At 63.1% G+C, this 17,257-nt stretch carries 9 protein-coding genes; 4 read left to right on the top strand and 5 right to left on the bottom strand.

The annotated features are described in order from the left end of the window. Position 1: 1 nt before the first annotated feature. Positions 2 to 1,987, bottom strand: a complete 1,986-nt coding sequence (locus ACYVLV_RS16355; RefSeq protein WP_460811469.1) for a VWA domain-containing protein — start codon at positions 1,985 to 1,987, stop codon at positions 2 to 4. Between the two features lie 743 nt (positions 1,988 to 2,730). Here ACYVLV_RS16355 and ACYVLV_RS16350 point away from each other — a divergent pair. After that, a complete protein-coding gene (locus tag ACYVLV_RS16350; RefSeq protein ID WP_460811468.1) occupies positions 2,731 to 3,507 on the top strand; it encodes an HD domain-containing protein in 777 nt (258 codons plus the stop codon). A gap of 145 nt (positions 3,508 to 3,652) precedes the next feature. Here the strand turns inward: ACYVLV_RS16350 and ACYVLV_RS16345 are convergent, their stop codons facing one another. Both ACYVLV_RS16345 and ACYVLV_RS16340 read right to left on the bottom strand, forming a co-directional pair. Then, positions 3,653 to 4,501, bottom strand: coding sequence for a hypothetical protein (locus ACYVLV_RS16345; protein WP_460811467.1), 849 nt, complete (start codon positions 4,499 to 4,501; stop codon positions 3,653 to 3,655). A 98-nt stretch (positions 4,502 to 4,599) separates the two neighbouring features. After that, the gene (locus tag ACYVLV_RS16340; protein WP_460811466.1) at positions 4,600 to 5,526 is read right to left on the bottom strand and encodes a GTP pyrophosphokinase; all 927 of its coding nucleotides are present in this window, start codon (positions 5,524 to 5,526) and stop codon (positions 4,600 to 4,602) included. A 770-nt stretch (positions 5,527 to 6,296) separates the two neighbouring features. Between ACYVLV_RS16340 and ACYVLV_RS16335 the strand changes: the two genes are divergently transcribed. Further along, positions 6,297 to 12,173: a DUF4011 domain-containing protein gene (locus tag ACYVLV_RS16335; RefSeq protein ID WP_460811465.1), complete on the top strand. Its 5,877-nt coding sequence runs from the start codon at positions 6,297 to 6,299 to the stop codon at positions 12,171 to 12,173. A 31-nt stretch (positions 12,174 to 12,204) separates the two neighbouring features. Here the strand turns inward: ACYVLV_RS16335 and ACYVLV_RS16330 are convergent, their stop codons facing one another. Together ACYVLV_RS16330 and ACYVLV_RS16325 are read right to left on the bottom strand one after the other, a co-directional pair. Then, the gene (locus ACYVLV_RS16330; protein ID WP_460811464.1) at positions 12,205 to 13,773 is read right to left on the bottom strand and encodes an ADP-ribosylglycohydrolase family protein; all 1,569 of its coding nucleotides are present in this window, start codon (positions 13,771 to 13,773) and stop codon (positions 12,205 to 12,207) included. Positions 13,774 to 13,822: 49 nt separating this feature from the next. Next, positions 13,823 to 14,671, bottom strand: a complete 849-nt coding sequence (locus ACYVLV_RS16325; RefSeq protein WP_460811463.1) for an ARPP-1 family domain-containing protein — start codon at positions 14,669 to 14,671, stop codon at positions 13,823 to 13,825. Between the two features lie 204 nt (positions 14,672 to 14,875). On the opposite strand from ACYVLV_RS16325, the gene ACYVLV_RS16320 reads away from it, so the two are divergent. Next, positions 14,876 to 15,619, top strand: coding sequence for an NrtR DNA-binding winged helix domain-containing protein (locus tag ACYVLV_RS16320; protein ID WP_460811462.1), 744 nt, complete (start codon positions 14,876 to 14,878; stop codon positions 15,617 to 15,619). A gap of 35 nt (positions 15,620 to 15,654) precedes the next feature. After that, a complete protein-coding gene (locus tag ACYVLV_RS16315) occupies positions 15,655 to 17,208 on the top strand; it encodes an SIR2 family protein (protein ID WP_460811461.1) in 1,554 nt (517 codons plus the stop codon). Positions 17,209 to 17,257: the final 49 nt, after the last annotated feature.

Here is a 17,257-nt window from a genome sequence, read left to right as displayed (position 1 = left end):
TCTACGGCAAGTGGACGACGTAGAGGATCCCGTTGCTAGTGAGCGCTTCGCGCAACTCGTCGTCGGGCCCCACTGCTCCCGGCGCTTTCGGATAGAAGTGCCACACGACGGAATCGATCGGCGTAGCGGGGTCCCTCAGCAGCGCGACGTCTTTGGCAACCTCATCCCTGGTGGTTGCGAAGCGAACATGCCCAATCTTTATCTCGGTCGCCGTTCGCGTTGACGGGTCGTAGAGATCAACCCGTCGTGAGCCGCGCGTACTGCCTAGTGGGCACCCTGGACATCGAAAGAATGCTTCGGGAATTGCAGCCGCGTTCTTCGCGACGAGTAGGTCCTGTGCTTCTTTTTCTGTCGCGAAGACTCGCGGTGACTTCTCGACTCTCCCAGCTCCTCGAACACCCTTGGCCATAGCTTGTAGCTGTATCCGCGAGCCGACCGCGGCAAGAATTCCGTCATCAGACATCCCCGCGTCCTCAAGGATCGAGACGTTCTCGCGCTCTGTCGCATGCAGCACCTGCATTCGCGCTGAAGTCGAGATATCAGCCTTCGCGATAGCGGCAAGTCCGTCGGCTCGCTTCTGAGCCGGAACGCGTTTCAGGAAACGGGTGCTCTTGGCGATGATGCCGCTAACGTCTCCGGCCACCGGCACGATCGCCACCGCAGCGAGCCCCGCTCCGACGAAGTCGAGGGTAGTCAGGTTGCCGATGACATCGAGAACATCTTTGACGGCGAACAGTCCGCCGCCCATGGATCCAGCGAGATACGCGATGGAGTCCGTCTCGCAGAATCCGAATCCATCAGGACAGGTAGCTCCAGCGATGAAGTCCTTCGCGTAGGTCAGTTTCGAGAGTTCTTCATCGAAAATGGTCGGGTCGAAACCTGCAGAAGCGTTGTCAACCTCCCATCCGTCGTCTCTCTTGTCGCCATCGGTGTTGCGATCAAGAGGATTCGTCCCGTACTGGTCCACCTCCTCGAAGTCGTTCAAGCCGTCGCCGTCGCTGTCGGAGACGAAAAGCTGGGTCCCGAGATCGAACTCAAGTCCGTCTGCAGCCCCGTCCGCGTCCGTGTCCCTGTCGTTCGGATCCGAGACCACATAGCGAAACGCCTCAGCACCAAGCGGAAGGTGTAGAAACCCGTATGCCGCATCGGCCCCAAACGAGCCGAGATCGCTCGTCACCTCTTGACCGTCGGTCAGGCCGTCACCATCGGAATCAGGATCATTGACGTCCGTGACATGCCGTTCGCCCCGCGCATCCCAAGCGCCCTGGGTTTCTTCGCAGTCACTGAGTCCATCAGCATCAGTGTCGGAGCCGGCGGGCAACTCACTTTGGTGCACAAGCGGGCCTACGACGGGGCCCACGAGCGAATGGATACCGCCAGTGACCTCGGCGACACGCCTGAGGAGGGCGCTTTCAACCTCCAAACCGAGTCCGATGGTGAAGATCTGCACACCAGCGACTGCAGCTGCAGCCGTCAAACCCACGTCGTAAGAGCCTCGTCCGTCGGTCATGAGAACGATGGCTTGCTCGCGCCCCTCGAGGGAGTGGTCCGCTAACTCATCAAGCGCTGCCCGTACCCCGGCACCGAGATCGGCGCCACCTTGGTCGTCGATTGTGTCGATGGCTGCGATGAGCACGCCCTTGTCGGCCGTGAGGCCCTGAACCACTTGACCGTGGTCGTCGAAGTCGACGACCGCTGCGCGAGATTGCGCGTTCATGCCGTTCACAAACGCGATGGTCGCTGACTTGCGCAGCCCCTCGGAGTCGTTGATCGCCATCGGGTCCGACGACTCAAGCACAAAAACGGTGTCCAAGTCGGGCCGACCGCCCGCTGTGCAATCTTCGCCTTTACCAACGGTTGACGGGGTATCGATCACCGGCGTGGCCAAAACTGCCGCGGAAACCACTGCCCCCAGCAGCAGGCTGATCCAACGAACGCCTAGCCGAGGGTGCCTCGCCTCTTCTGCCTTTTCGGAATCCTCACTCACGTCACGATGCTATGCGAGATAACCGGCAAGAGCCTGGCGTCGGAGATCGGAGGTCCCGGGGGAGGCGCCCCAGTTGAGAGTCCGCGGAGGCTGCCACTTGTAAGGCGTCCTAGCTCACGAAGCAGTAGTCGCTGTTATCTGTAAAGAGACGGGTCCGCGGCGGGGTACCTATCCAATATTCCATCGGCCCTGATAGAGCCCCACGGGGTGGTGGGCTTTGAGGAATTCTCGGTGCCCCACTCGCCGCTCTTGATGGCGGCGTGTTCTTGAAGATCCACGGTGGGTCCTGGATTCTTCTGAGATAGCGACGGTCGCCGCGATCCACTCGGCGTGCATGTCGATGAGCACCGTCGCGACGAGCCCGATCACGGCGGCGGCCATGCTGGCGTGAGACTTGGGGACGTGCGCGGCGCTCGGCGCCGATAGCGGTGGCGGTGTCGGTGGCGGCTTCAAACTCGATGAGTCCCTGGAGCACGGCGCGGAGCGACTCGCGGATCATGTCGACATTCTCGCCGGTTCGGAGCTCTTCAAGGAGCTCGGACAGGGCAGACTGGGACAAGGCCACCGGTGGTCCTGTCTCAGTGCGTGACTTAGTCGTTTCACACGGAAGATTCCACCGATGGCCGCCTTATTCCCACCGCCGCGCGGAACCTCAACCCCCACCACTCCACGGGACTCTCCCGTGAAGAACGCACGCTCTGCAGCACCTCGTCCGTAGTTCCGACCACGCCGAAGGTCCCTGAATGCCTCCCAAAACTCCACCACGCAACAACAGTTCGTTCACGCTCAATCAAGCCCGGGAACTCGCCCGCACGGCACATGCTGGCCAGGTGGACAAGCTAGGCGTCGATTACTTCGAACACGTCGAGGCGGTGGCCGCAGGGCTGGTGGACTTCGACATCGACATACAAATTGCAGCCATGCTGCACGACGCCATCGAGGACAGCGACCTAACGCTGGAGGATCTTCGGGCCGAAGGGGTTTCGAACCGATCTCTAGTCGCCATCGAATTGGTCTCCCGAAACCTTCACCCGAATTTGGCCTATCAAGAGGCAATAGCCCGCATCTGTACCTCACGAGACGCCACGCTCGTCAAGATTGCCGACAACGCTCACAACTCCCGGCCCGACCGTGTGGCGGCTCTGCTTGAGCGAACCGGCCAGGGTCCAAACCCTCGATACGCCGAGGCGCGCTCCCTCCTGTACACGGCAGTCCCTGCAATTGATGTCAAGAAGATCCTCATACGGACTGCGCCGTCGCTCCGTAGGGCGATCATCCTGAGCACACTTGACCAACTGCTTGAGTATGCCGAGGTCAAGGAGACCGCCGACTTGGCCGGGTGGGTCGACCCCAACCGCGGCACCGATGTGTCCCTAGCGCAAGAAGGCGAAGCGATCACCCTTGGGACCGGGGGTATCAGCGCTACCTTGAACTTCCCTATGACGGTCGGCGACTTCTGGGAGAAGGTGCATCAGTGTGAGAACCGCTCGAACGTCCAGCGCCAATCGAGAGGCATCTAGTTCCAACATCCCCAGCCACTGCTCGAACCCTGCTTGAGCGACTTCGACTAGGTGCTGGTTCGATGCCGGCTGATGATCGGAGCGTTCTTGGCACCAGCGCATTCTCCTGAGGGTGCGACGCGATTGCTGAGAATATCGAGGCAGGTCACTGACCGTTCAGATCCCGGTCGATCTGCTCGATGCGACGCGACCACTCGTTGTGCGGCCTCCCATGATGGCGCGCCTGACCCGCGTGCCGGTGGGGTACGGCCAGAACCTCTGGTCGAGCCCCGGACAGCGCCCAATTCGGAGTAATCTGGTCCTGCAACAAGCTGGTGCCTTCAAGCGCCAACACCAGCACTCGGCAACGTGCCCTGAGCTCCTCGATTCGCTCGCCTGCCTGCGATACTTCGCCCGACCCAAGTAGACCGTCAACACCCATCAGCTCGTTCCGGATCTGTGCGAGGGAGATGAGCGCTCGGGTGCCATTCCTCGACCTGCCCACAACTGGGGTCCATGCCTTAATCCCGGTAATCAGTCGCCGGACGCTCTGGTCGATCAGCTGTAGGCGCCATGACATGTCATCGTGCTGGCAGTCGCTCAGCGTGGACTTCCATCCACGTGGGTCACCAGCAGCCGGCGAACCCGAGGCCCCCCGGCGAAGCATTGGCCGTGCCAACGTCAGCCACTTCAGAGGCCGGCCCCCTTCCCAACCCTGCCACCCGAATTCGTCTGGTGAGCGCCCGGCAGCCACGAGCGCAAGCGCGACCTCCACGTCGACAACATGATCCACGAGACCACCCATTCCGGCCGCGGTCAGACTGCCATCAAGTTCGGACTGTTCGGCCAAATCCCAGACCTCGAAGATCAGAAACCCAATGCCCAGCATGAGGACTGTGCTCAGCACGCCAGCGAGCACGGAATGGCCGGCCCAAAACTCGGCGAGCACCTCCAGTGGCCAGTCGGTGACGATCATGGCGAGCAAAGCCGCACCACAGGCGACGGCGAGCGCCACGAGAACGCGTCTGTGCACCCTGCCCGCGCGAGCGAGCCAGGCCACTCGGGCCAGGATCGCAGCGACCGTCATAGTGACCACCGCGAAGACGGCGCCCACTACTGACCGGCTTCCAACAAAGCGACCAACGCACTGCGCTCCGCGCTGAAGGCACGCCTCGCCTCCCGCGGGTCGTTCAAGATGCTTCCGGACAGCCGCTTCTCCGCGTAGACGCCATCCAGTGCCACTCGGAGCAGCAGATCGATAATCTGAACCGAATTCGCGTGCGGCCGGGATGACCGAATGGCGGCGATGATTTCAGCGACGTCTGGCCGGCAACTGTCTAGCGACTTGGACACCTCGCCCGTGGTCGTGTAACCAAGCTCGGAAAGAACGTTTGCCATAACGTCAAACCACACCCCGTCCAGAGGCTCGTCTCCAACCCAACCCGCGACAAGCCGCTTGGTCGCGGCCGCTGAGATCGGCTCATCGGCGACCATGGGATCGCGCTTCGGCCTCGGCCCAGCGCCAGACTCACCGTGCTGCTCGCGTACGTCCACGAACTCTCGGTCCGCTAGGTCGAGGACCCCTGCCAGGGCCGTCAGACGGCGACGCAGATTGGGTGTTGTGGGTCCCTTCGACTTGTACTGAAGATCGTGCTGGATCGAAGCCCAAGCATGCTGGAGAATTGTGCGGATCTGTACCTCAGCCACCATGCCAGCCATGTCACGAAAATCAGGATCATGCTGCGCTTCATCTCCGAGACGCAACAGCATATGCAGACTCCGGTACCCGGGAACTTCGAGTTCATCCGACGAACCCCGATCGTCTTCCTCTGCGATTGAGTAGCTTCGCCGCAACAGGTCTCGGACTGGTCCAACGTCGGGGCTCAAGGGGACGATGATGCGGACACCGACGGTATCGGTGATCTCCGCCTGCGGATCCGCGTACTTGAACTCGGTCGGATCGATCGGGTCCAGAGTCAGGGCTTTGCCAACGAAGCTCGTCACTGACTTCGTTCGGGACTCCACCGCGTTTCGGCCCATTCCCTCTCTTTGGAGGTCTCGGCGAAGTTGGCGCGTCAGCGCAGATTCGAACGCCTGACAACGCCAACGGGCATGCTCATACCAACTAGTGGCCTCCCGCTCCCTGGCTTCGATGCGCGCGTTCACTCTTCCCCCGCAGACGGCGACTCTTCGCTTGTCAGATCACTCGTCGTCCGGGCTGAGAGCAGGTCGCGCGTCGTCACGTATCGCTGATTCTTGGTCCATGCTTGGCCTCCGTGGTGAGCAAGAGGACTAAAATGCAGAGTCTGATCAGATCGCTGAGATGACAAGAGCACGATCTGAACGAATGTGTCGTCTCGATCCTCCCGGAGCGCCTCTACGAGGGCAGCGCCAATATGGCGGTCCACCGGATCCATACTTAGGCTCCGTCGCGCGGCCTCCGCTTCGGTGAGTTCCAGTTCAGGAACAATCTGCTGGATGACGGCCGCTAGCCCGTGTATCTGCCGGCCGGAGTAGAAAGACATTCGCCCAGCGCTTCGAAAGGTCCGTCCTACCTGGCAGACGTAGGCGGAAGTGAGTTGGTAGAAGGGCCAGGCCGAACCTGCAGCGATCACCACCACCTGCTCGTTGTCGCGCAAGGAGACTCCCATCTCTGATGTAGTCGGAGGGATCACGCTAACTCGACCCCTGCACGTCGTTCGCGCAACGGTTCTACGAGACCAGGTTCAGGAAAGTAAAACAGATGTCTCTATGGTTGTTACGTTGCTCGCTGTGGGTCACACGGCCACGCGAAAGGACACCCTCGGATCATGCAGATTTCCACCCGGATCAGTTTCACGTCGAAGGAAACCCTCAGCTACGCGATGGCACACAACCGGGTTGCGGTGCTGGACTCGATCGAGATTGAGCACGCAGGCAGCGGTGCACAGGGGTGTGAGCTCGTCGTCACGCTGGAGGATGCCCAGGGCCCTATCGGGCACCCCCACAGACAGTTCATTGATCTGGCCCCGGGGACGCAGCGGATCCAGCATCCTGCAATCAGCCTTGACCCAGCGGGCCTGCTGCAAGTCGACGAGCAGCAACCGGGATGGATCGTCGTTCGCATCGAATCGGCCGGGGAAGTCCTCGCCGAAGAACGACACGACGTGCAGATCCTCGCTGCCAAACAATGGCTCGCGTGGCCGATGCCACTCTCGCTTGAAATGCTCGCCGCGCATGTGATGCCGAACGATCCGGGGGTGTCACGCCTATTGGCTGAGGCCTCAAAGATTCTGACTACGCAAACGGGCTCACCTGCCCTCGAGGGCTACCAATCCGGTAGGGAACGCGTGGATGCCATCGCCGCCGCGATCTATGAGGCGACCTGCAACTGGGGCATCCGGTACGCCGAGCCGCCCGCGAGCTGGGCAGATGACGGGCAAAAGATCCGCACCCCTTCCGATGTTCTCGATGGACACATCGGCACCTGCCTCGACACGACGGTGCTCATCGCTGCGGCACTCGAGCAGGCCGGCATATACCCGTCCATCTGGGTGGTCGAAGGCCACGCTTTCGTGGGGTATGCCGCCGAGAAAGTGCAACTGGACGCGACCGCGACAACCGACGGGCGCGAGGTCGTCAACCTTGTTGACCTGGGTGCCATCGTTCCCATCGAGACAACTCTAGTCACCCAGTCCGGAGCAGCGAGCTTCGCTCAGGCCTGCCAGTCGCCTCGCGACACCTGGCTGTCGGGCGACCTCGAAAAAATTGTGGGGGTCGTTGACGTCAGGTGTGCGAGAACCAATGACATCCTTCCGCTGCCTGCGCGCGTTCGAGTTAATGGCGAAGTTCAAGTTCATGAATACAAGGCAAGCCAACACAGCACAGCGGTCCGACTTCCCGCCAGACCACGCAGAAACGAGCAGAGCGCTCCCGAGGACTCGGTACCGCCTCGGGTTCAATCGTGGAAGAACTCCCTTCTAGACTTGACCCTTCGTAACCGGCTGATCAACTTCACCGACAAGGCTGGTTTGCCGCTGCGGGTCCCTCAGGGTCAACTTGCGAGCATTGAAGATCTCCTCCATGCGGGGACCGCGATCTCTCTGAGACCGCAAGATCAGGTTGACGATATCCATGCAGAACGCGGGGTCCGCTCCGGTTTCGACCTCCCTGAAGACCGATTGAGCGAATTGCTGGGCTCGAAGGGGTCTCTCTTCATCTCACTGACTGAGGCCGCTTACGCAACCAGGATGAGGTCGCTGGCATACAAGGCCCGAACGATTCTCGAGGAGAGCGGAGCTAACAACCTCTACCTCACCGTGGGGACTTTGGCGTGGGAGCTGGAGGGACGGCAACTGCGGTCCCCTCTGATCCTGATTCCAATTAACCTGAGCACGACTTCGAGAGGTCGGAGTTACCGCATCACGCTCGATGAATCCGGCGGCAGCACACCCAACTACTGCTTACTTGAGAAGTTGAGACAGGACCAGGGCCTGTTATTGCCCGGTCTTGAGAACCTTATCGAGGACGACTACGGCGTGGACGTTTCGGGCGCGCTCAACTCGGTCCGGACCACCCTGGTCGAGCGAGGGCTCAACTACCGAGTGGAGGAGTCTGCCTCCATCGGCATCCTGCAGTTTGCCAAGTTCCGCCTATGGAAGGATCTCAACGACCACTGGCCAGAACTCACGAAGAACAGCCTCGTCAAGCATCTGGTCGAGACTCCCACCGACGAGTTCGTCGACCAGCCCGTAGGCGGCGACGACGACGAACTGGATGTTCTTGAAACCCAGTGCCCCATTCCGGCGGATGCCTCGCAGTTGGAAGCAATCAGGGACGCCGTCGCTGGCCGCACGTTCGTACTTGAAGGCCCTCCCGGTACCGGGAAGTCCCAAACGATCACCAACCTGCTTACGCGGGCTATCGCAGACGGCCAAAGGGTGCTCTTCGTTGCCGAGAAACGTGCTGCCCTCGATGTCGTCTCCGCCCGACTTGGCGCTGTCGGCATGCGGCCGTTCTGCCTCGATCTGCACGACAAAGGCAGCAAGCCCGCGGCCGTCCGCTCGCAAATCAAGGCTGCGCTGGAGCATCAAGTGGGCGTCGATAGCGCCGGGCTCGAGGCGGACTCAGAGGAACTGAACTCCGCTCGTCGGGCACTCGCCCGCTATGCCCGACGCCTTCACGAGACGAACGAGGCCGGCCTCTCCTACTACACAGCGAGAGGGACACAACTGGCCCGCGGAACGCATGGTGTTGAGCTACCTGTGCCTCGGAGTCTGCTCGCTGAATCCGAAGAACGTCACAGAGCAATCCGTTCATGCTTAAGTCGGCTACCGGAAACGGCCGACGAGACGAGCCCGAGTGAACATCACCCGTGGTCCTTCGTGAGCGTCGTGTCCCCGGATGAGAGCCGGACCCAGGCCATTCACGAAGCAGCGCTCCGATTGGACAAGGCGATTCAGGCTTTGCCCCGATCTGGGGGTCTATTCACTGTGCTGGACGCAGTCAGAACCCCGGATCAGGTTGCGAGTCTGATTGGGCTGGCTGAGCACTCTGCGCCGTCAATTGCGGCCTTGGACCGAACCAGAGACGAGGCCTGGCGAAGTGGCACGTCGTCGCTGACTGCCGACGTCGCGGCGTTCGTAGCGGCCGCTCACCCGGGTCTGGATCAAGTCACCCCGGCGGCCCTCGATCTACCGCTCGGCGATCTGCATGTGCAGGCGCAGGCGGCGGCCAACTCTGGATTCTTCGGTCGCAAGAAGCGACTCCGCGCCGTTCTTCAACAATTGGAACCGGCATTGCGCCAAGGAGCGGCTCCGAAGCCCAAGCAGGTCCCGGAGCTGGTCAAGGCTCTTGTTCAAGTTCAAACCAGTGTCCGCGGCATGGCCGAGCAGGCGACTTCCCTCGCTGGCATCCGCATTCCGGACTCATGGAACCCACTGACTCCTGATGGTGTCGAACTGATCGATCGGCAAGTCGAGTGGCTCCGCTGGGCGGGCACTCAGGTCCGGCCCAGCGACAACCCCGGCATCTTCGTAGAACGCCTTCGCGCTTGGCTTGAGAACCAAGCCACTGCAATCGACCAGCCGACGCTCGCGACGCTCGTCGATCTGCGCGTCTCGCTATCGGGTCTTCTGGATCTCGTCGGCGACAAAACGGCGAATGAATGGGAATCGTTCCTAGGCGGCCAGCACATGCTTCAACGCTGGCAGGAGACGCGGGGCGGCCGAGCCTTGGACGATACCAACGCCTCAAGCCTACGCAGGTGGGTCGCGTTCATCGCGTCGCTGGAACCGCTGCGCGCCGCGGGATGCGAGGAAGCCTGGCGCACGCTGCTCAACGGGGAGGTTGAGGCCGACGAAGCAGCCGGCGCTTGGGAGCGCGGCCTGGCCAGTGCCTCACTAGTCGAGCGGTCTCAGGCCACAGGCCTCGACGGCTTCGATGACGACAAGCACCATCGCACCGTCCAACGATTCGCCCGCAGCAGTGTGCTCGTCAGGAAGCACATGGAGTCCGAGGTCCCCCGTCAGGTCCTCGACAGTCGGCCCTTCCGGGCCTCGGGTCGAGGACAGGTGGGCGCCTTGCAGCGCGAACTCTCGAGACAGCGGGGCGGGCTCGGCGTACGGGCTCTCATGGAAACCTACGGTGACCTGGTCACTCAGATCATGCCGTGCGTCCTGGTCAGCCCCGACTCAGTCTCCCGGTTCTTCCCCGTGGGGGGAACCTCCTTCGATCTCGTCGTTTTCGATGAGGCATCACAGATCCGAGTCGCCGAAGCGGTCGGCGCAATGGGTCGTGCGCAATCGGTCGTGATCGTGGGCGACTCCAAGCAGATGCCTCCTACCTCGTTCGGCGACTCCCTTGGAGAAGGCGGAGCGGACGACGGAATTGCTGAACTCAGTGTTCAAGACCAGGAAAGCATTCTCTCCGAAGCCGTCGATGTGTCGGTGCCGCGTCGTTGGCTCACTTGGCACTACCGGAGCCAGGAGGAGAGCCTGATTGCGTTCTCCAACGAGAACTACTACGAGGACAAGCTGTCATCGTTCCCAGCGCCGGTGAGTCCAGGGTTAGCAGCCCGACAGGGACTTGGGCTGAGCCTGCGACGGGTCGACGGCACGTTCATGCGATCGGGCAAAGGCAAACTTCTGCGTACGAACCAGGTCGAGGCTGAGGCCATCGTGGCCGAAATCAGTGAGCGCTTCGCTGCGTCTCCACACTCGACCCCGTCGATCGGCGTCGTCACGTTCAATACTCAGCAACGTACGTTCATCGAATCGCTGCTTCGCGACTCTGGAAACGCGCGATTGGTGGAGGCTCTCGACGGCTCGGGAGGTGAGGGGCTCTTCGTCAAGAACCTCGAGAACGTACAAGGCGACGAACGTGATGTCATTCTGTTCTCCACCGCCTTCAGCGTGAACGACAAGGGCGTCCTGCCACTCAATTTCGGTCCGCTCACCCGGGCCGGGGGCGAGCGCCGCCTGAATGTGGCTGTGACCCGGGCCCGGCGTCAGGTCATCGTCTTCAGTAGTTTCGACCCAGCGCAGTTGCGTGCTAACGAGACGCAGTCCGTCGGAATCAAGCACCTGCGTAGTTATCTCGACCTCGCCGCGTCGGGTGTGGGTGCGCGTGACTCATCGGGTGCACGTGCGACTGAGGTTGTAGACCGCCATCGCGAGGAAGTCGCCGACTTCCTGCGCCAAAAAGGTCTACATGTCTCGACCAATGTCGGGCTGTCGGAATTCAAGGTCGACATCACCGTCGCCGATGCCACCGACCCGGATCAACCCCTCGTCGCGATCTTGCTCGACGGCGAAGGCTGGGCCAAGCGCCAAACCGTGGGCGACCGCGACGGGCTGCCCGTCCAGGTCCTCGGCTCCCTAATGCAGTGGCCGGCGGTCGAACGAGTATGGCTGCCATCCTGGTTGCAGAACCCGGATCGCATTGCGGACAGCATCTGCCAAGCCGTTGAAGATGCGAAGGTCACTCTCCGGCAACGTCAGGAAGATCGGGAGAGGGGAGCCCTTACGGCTGCGCTCGCGGCGGAGGCGCCTTTGGCGAAACCTCTCACGCCGGCGGACAGCACGACCCACGCCACGCTCCACGACGTTGCTCCCCCCGTCGTGGCGGAAGCGCCGTTGGAACCGGAGTTCCTTCCCGGCGAATCGACGTTCGTGGAATGGCAACCTCAAACCTTCGGCGAACGACAGGTCCTCGATGCTTTGCCAGATCCTCAGGCCAAGGCCATCGTCTCCAAGGCACTGAGCATCATCATCGAAACTGAGGGGCCTATCGAGTACGGCCGCCTCGCAAAGCTCACTGCCGCCTCCTTCGGCTTGAGCCGGGTCAGCTCCGATCGAGGTCAGGCGATTCTCGACGGACTCGCGCCGGCGCACCGGCGTGGGGATGCCGGGTTCGCCTGGCCAGCGAGTCAGAGCCCAGACACTTGGCTTGGCTTCCGTCGACCAGCCGATGGAACCTCCAGGTCCGTCGACCAAGTCAGTCACCGTGAACTTGGAAACGTCATGGTTGCCCTCTGTGTGGCCTACGCGGGCATGGCATCGGACGAATTGCTGCGAGAGACGGTTCGCTTCTTAGGTGGCAAACGACTAACGGCGTCGATCAGCGCTCGACTGGACGACGCCCTCAACGCCGTCCTCAAGCAGGGCCGTTGCGTAACCGCACCGAGCGGACTGATTTACGCGGCTTAGACACTGGACGCCAGGTTGGGTTCTGTGTCGGTCAAGACGTTCGCCATCCAGACGAACGACAGGGTGCCGCGGTTGATCCGTTTGACCTAGTCGAGGTGGCCGGGCCGAGCGTAGAGGCAGACGGCGGCGCGAAGTGTTCCAACGCCCTGCGGAATCCGGCATTCGGCCTCGCCGTAGGCAGAACTGCGCAGACCTCCCGTATTGCGCGGTCCAGGGGAATCCCAAGCAGCACTGCGTACGCGATGCCCACGGTCGGTGTGCGCGAGTGCGCGGCCACGCAGTGGAGGAGGACAATCTCACCCTCTGCTCGTAGGCCGGCGAGGGTTCGGGCTGCGTCGGCCAGGACGTAGTCCAGGTTCGGGTTCGCAGCGGGGTCCGGTTCATCCATGAGGCGGAAGTTGATGTGCTGCATCTGCGTCGGCACCTGTGTGAGACCGGTCAAACAGAGCGACACCACGGCAGTGACGTCCCCGGGGATGGCGTCGAGTGCGGTGGCACCCGCGAGCCAGACACCGGGGTCGTGCGGGTGACGTGCCAGCGCAGGTTTGCCGTATTGCAGGCCGGTGTACTCGATGTGGTCCACGGTGGGCCAGCCGTACTTCCCCGGTCTTCCTTGGCGGACGATCAGGCACGCGAGCCGTTCCAGCTCCCTCCCGTCCAGCCCCGGGTAACCATGCAGAACGCGTCGCCATCCGGCGGGGATCGCGGACATCCCCCATCGCGCGCCGAGGAGTGCTCCCGCGATGGAGGCCACGGTGTCGGTGTCGTGCCCGATACGAATCGCCGTGCCCAGGGCGTCGACGAGGTGTTCGCACGCGTAGCGGTCATCCGACGACGGGACGGCGGTCTGACAGATCGAGGACCAGGCCGCCATCAGGGCAGCGACGGCTCCCCCGTTGGGGTTGAACGAGCTAGGGGGTGATCCCTCGGCCTCGTCCAGACGCTCCTGCCACTTGGCTTGAGACCGCTCGGGCAGGTGGCGTAGGCCCCGGCGAAGGTCGAAGTCGCCGTCCCACACTGCGTGGCGGATCCCGAGGCACCACAGGGCGCATGCCTCTTGGGCGTCGGTGTCGTAGTGGGTCAGCGCGCTGACCGCCATGGCTGCTTCCACCAGGCCCTTGGGGTTATTGAGGTAGGCCAAGGCGACAGGGGCGGTGCGCATCAGGGAGCCGTTTCCTCCCGTGCGGCCGGTGCGCTCTTCGCGGCTCTTCGCGGCCGTTGTCATCGCCGTGCCGCTCGGGTTCGGGCCAGCAGCGGAGAGCACGGCGCTGGTGTTGATCCCGATGTCGGGTGGGCGCGTTTCGTACCAGTCGCGGAAGTTCCGGGCGATCGCATCGAGCGCTGCGGGGGTGTGTAGGTCCACCCCGGTCGCGGCGACCTGGGCGATACCCCAGGTCATCGAGGTGTCGTCGGTCCACTCCCCCGGAGCGAAGTTGCCGAGCCCGCCGCCGATCATGGCGGGGACGAGGTCCTCGTCGACGTAGGCGAACTCGTACCCGGCCCCGAGCGCATCGCCAGCGGCTGCCCCCAGGAGTACGCCGCAGGCTCGGTCCAGCTGGGCCGCGGAGAGGCGAATGCGTTCATCTGATTGGTGTTCCATGAGGTCTGCGTTCTCTGCGCTAGTGATGGTCGGGTTGCTGTCGGACATCTCAGGCACCCACCAAGATGGGGTGCCGCAGGTAGGTGGCGCGCAGGTGAAGTCGTCGGTAGGACTGCTGCAGCGACATCACATCGAGTTCGGCGGTGCGGGCTCGTCCGAGTTTCGAGCGCTGGCCGATGTCCGGCTCGTGGTCGAGCGTGGTCCCTTCGAGACGCTCGACCAGCCGGCGGGCTCGGCGCCCCGGAGTCGGGAGGGCGGGGCGTCCCAGGGCGTCGAGGCAGGCGGCTCGAATGATGACCTCAAACTGCTCGTGCAGGGTCTGCGGGTGGTCGAAGACCTCCAAAGCGAGGGGTTGACCGCCGATGCCGACGATGACGCCAGTCTGGCCAGGGAGTGGCCGGACTCGCTTGAGCATCCACCCCGCCTGGTCATCAGGCGCTGAGAGCCGATCAGCCAACGACCCCGTCGCGGACGATCCTCCGTAGCGCTTGACTCGTGACCACACCTCCGACTGCTGTCCGACCTCGTCGTAGCCGTGGCGGACGTACGTCGTGGCTCGACGCCCCTTGGTGACCTGGGCTCGCTCCCCTCCCCAGCGGTGCTGCTCGACGCAGGCGACATCGAGCAGCGCTCGGGCACCTGCTCCGACCAGGGTGGAGCGAGTCGCCATCCGGTGCTGCCAACCTCCCTCGAAGAGTTGACCGTCCAACACCAGCACCGGCTTCGCCCCGGTGTTGGTCGCGACGAGTTGCGGCACGGTGGGTCCACCCTCGGCTTCTTCGATCTGCAGGGTCTCCGGGTTGGTGTCGTAGCGGCGTACGCCCGACGAGGTGCGGTTCTGCCAGACGGGGAAGACGGTGAGGCTTCCTACCGTGGTGCCTTGTCCTACGTGGAGCATGTGCTCCACCTCCTTGGGTGACTATGAGTGAATGTGCGCTAAGTGTGGTGCTGCAAAAGGAGCCGATATGTGCCTTGGCTCCCGAGATGCCAACACCTAGGGCTCGGGCCCAATTGTCCAAGCCGACCGACACGAACAACACTTTGTGATTATCTGCGATAAGGATACCACAAGATTGCGCACATTCGCGCTAAGATGCGGCTCGTGACGAATCTCGCCGACTATCCGCGCCCTCATCTAGCGATCGACCTGGTGATCCTCACTGTCGGCACCCCCCGCTCGGCTGACGAGCATCCATCGCTAGGGGTCGTAGTCCAACGGCGCGACGACGGCACAGCCGTGCTCCCCGGTCGCTTCGTCCGCGAGCGGCACACCGTCACGCAGACGGTGCGTGAACTGATGACCGAGAAGCTCTCCTATCAGCCCCGCGGCACGACCTACCTCGAGATGCTCGGGGTCTACGACGCACCTCATAGGGACGAGCGCGGCTGGGTGGTGTCGGTCAGCCACCTCACGACGCTGCGCCCCGAGGAGGTCGACCTCCTCTCCCCCGGCACCGTGGAGACTCTCCCGATCCGTGGCGACGCCAGTCGCGGTCGTCGCGTCACCCGCGAGGCACTCGCCTACGACCACGGCGAGATGGTGACCACCGCGGTACGTCGGACCCGGCGCCGCTACGAGCGCTCCCCGGATCCCCTCCACCTCATCCGACCGCCCTACACCCTCAGCCAACTGCGCAAGGTCCATGAGGCGGTCCTCGGGGAGCCCCTCAAACGCGACACCTTCAACCGTCGGATGCAGCCCTATCTGCAACCCGTCACCGACGCGCGCGGCGAGGTCCAACTATCCGACACCGGCGGGCGTCCCGCGCAGCTGTTTCAGCCTTTTAGGCGCAAGGACAGCGACCCGGAGGCGGGGCCCTTCCCGCTACCCCGCACCACGCGCTGAGTTCGAGGCCAGCCCAGCGGCGGCATAATCATCCGATGACCGAACCTGAGGGCCACCTCTTCATCGTCCACGGACGCATCGACTCGGTGATCCACGACGCCGCGCTGGTCCCGGTGGATCAGGCGTACCACTTCACTTCCGTCTGGACCTCCCTCGTCGGGCCTAACCCTCCCTTGCCTCTGAAGTGGAAGGAGCGCGGCTACGGCCGGATCAAGCCCGCACCGGACCGGGTCTGGGCCGTGAGCATCGGCAACGGCATGGACCCCTACGACCAGGTTCTCGAACGGATCATCGGAGCGCTGCGCCGGATCGAGATTCGACGAGATGCCTACCCACCCAAGCGCGGCCCAGATTCACTGCCACTGGTGGCCGTCCCCGTTATCGGCATAGGTCGCGGGGGTTACTCCGCCGACCGCGGCGACGTGCTGCGCATGCTCGTCGAGGGACTCACGGACGCAGCCCGCGAGCTGCGTCTCGATGTGGTGCTCGTGACCCCCGACCCGGCGGTCTTTGCCGCAGCCCAGTACGCCAGGCGTGGGCTCACCGTTACGCTCCCACCCCGGCTGGAGGAGTTAGCCCGAGAGTTGGGCACCGCAGCCCGGAACGGGCAGCTCGCCCTGCTCCTCGGTGCGGGCGTCAGCGCAGCGGCAGGGCTCCCCACCTGGCAGGGACTGCTGGACATGCTGGAGCAGGATCTGGAAATCAGCTATCCCGATAACAAGCCAAGTGAGATTGATCGAGCGGAATTGATCGAACGCAGGGACAAGGAAGGCTTCCAGCGACGCGTCGCAGAGCGGGCCCGAAAGGCCGACCACCCATCGCTGCTCCACGCTCTACTGGCAAGCCTGGACTGTCATGAGGTGGTCACCACTAACTACGACCTCCTTTACGAGCAGGCGGTCGAGGGCACCGGGCGAGAGATCGCGAGTGTGATGCCGTGGAACTCGGCACACGGCGCCGACCGCTGGATCCTCAAACTCCACGGAGATATCCACCCCGACCACGTGAAGCGCATCGTCCTGACCCGTCGCCACATGGTCAGGTATGACGCTGCCAACCGTCCCTCCGCCGCTGTCCTCCAGTCCCTTCTCCTCACCAGACGACTGTTGGCGGTAGGCGTCTCGATGACTGACGACAACGTCATCAGGTTGGCCCATGAGGTGCAGGCCTATCGCGAGGAACACCAAGGGGGAGAGCACGGAACCTACGGCACAGTCCTCGACACGGACGGGGACGACATCCGTGCGGCCCTCTGGGAAGGGCAGCTGGACTGGGTTCAGCTCGAAGCGGCCTCGGGGATGCCCGGTCGACGCGCGCAGGAACTTCTCTTAGATCGAGTGGCCGACCACGCGACACGCGACTCCTCGTGGCTGCTCGACCAACGGTTCGAAGGCCTGCTGGAAGTCGACGAAGATCGCCGCCTGGCCGCGGCTGTCCGTGACCTCTATGAACGCCTGCCCAACAGGCAAGGAAATAAGTGGACGCCACTAGTCCAAAGGTTGGAAGAGCTAGGGGCCACATCGGGCGGCGACTCGAGGGACCTCCTCGGGGACGAGTGCGCAAGCGATTATCGGCGAGACCGCTTCTGAAGCTCAGCCTCTGCGCGCTCTATCTGAAGAGCCCAACTCATTGCCCAAG

The sequence above is a fragment of the Nocardioides salsibiostraticola genome (genome assembly GCF_054783655.1).
Note: the sequence above shows the minus strand (reverse complement) of the source record. Positions and strands in the feature narration are given on the sequence as shown.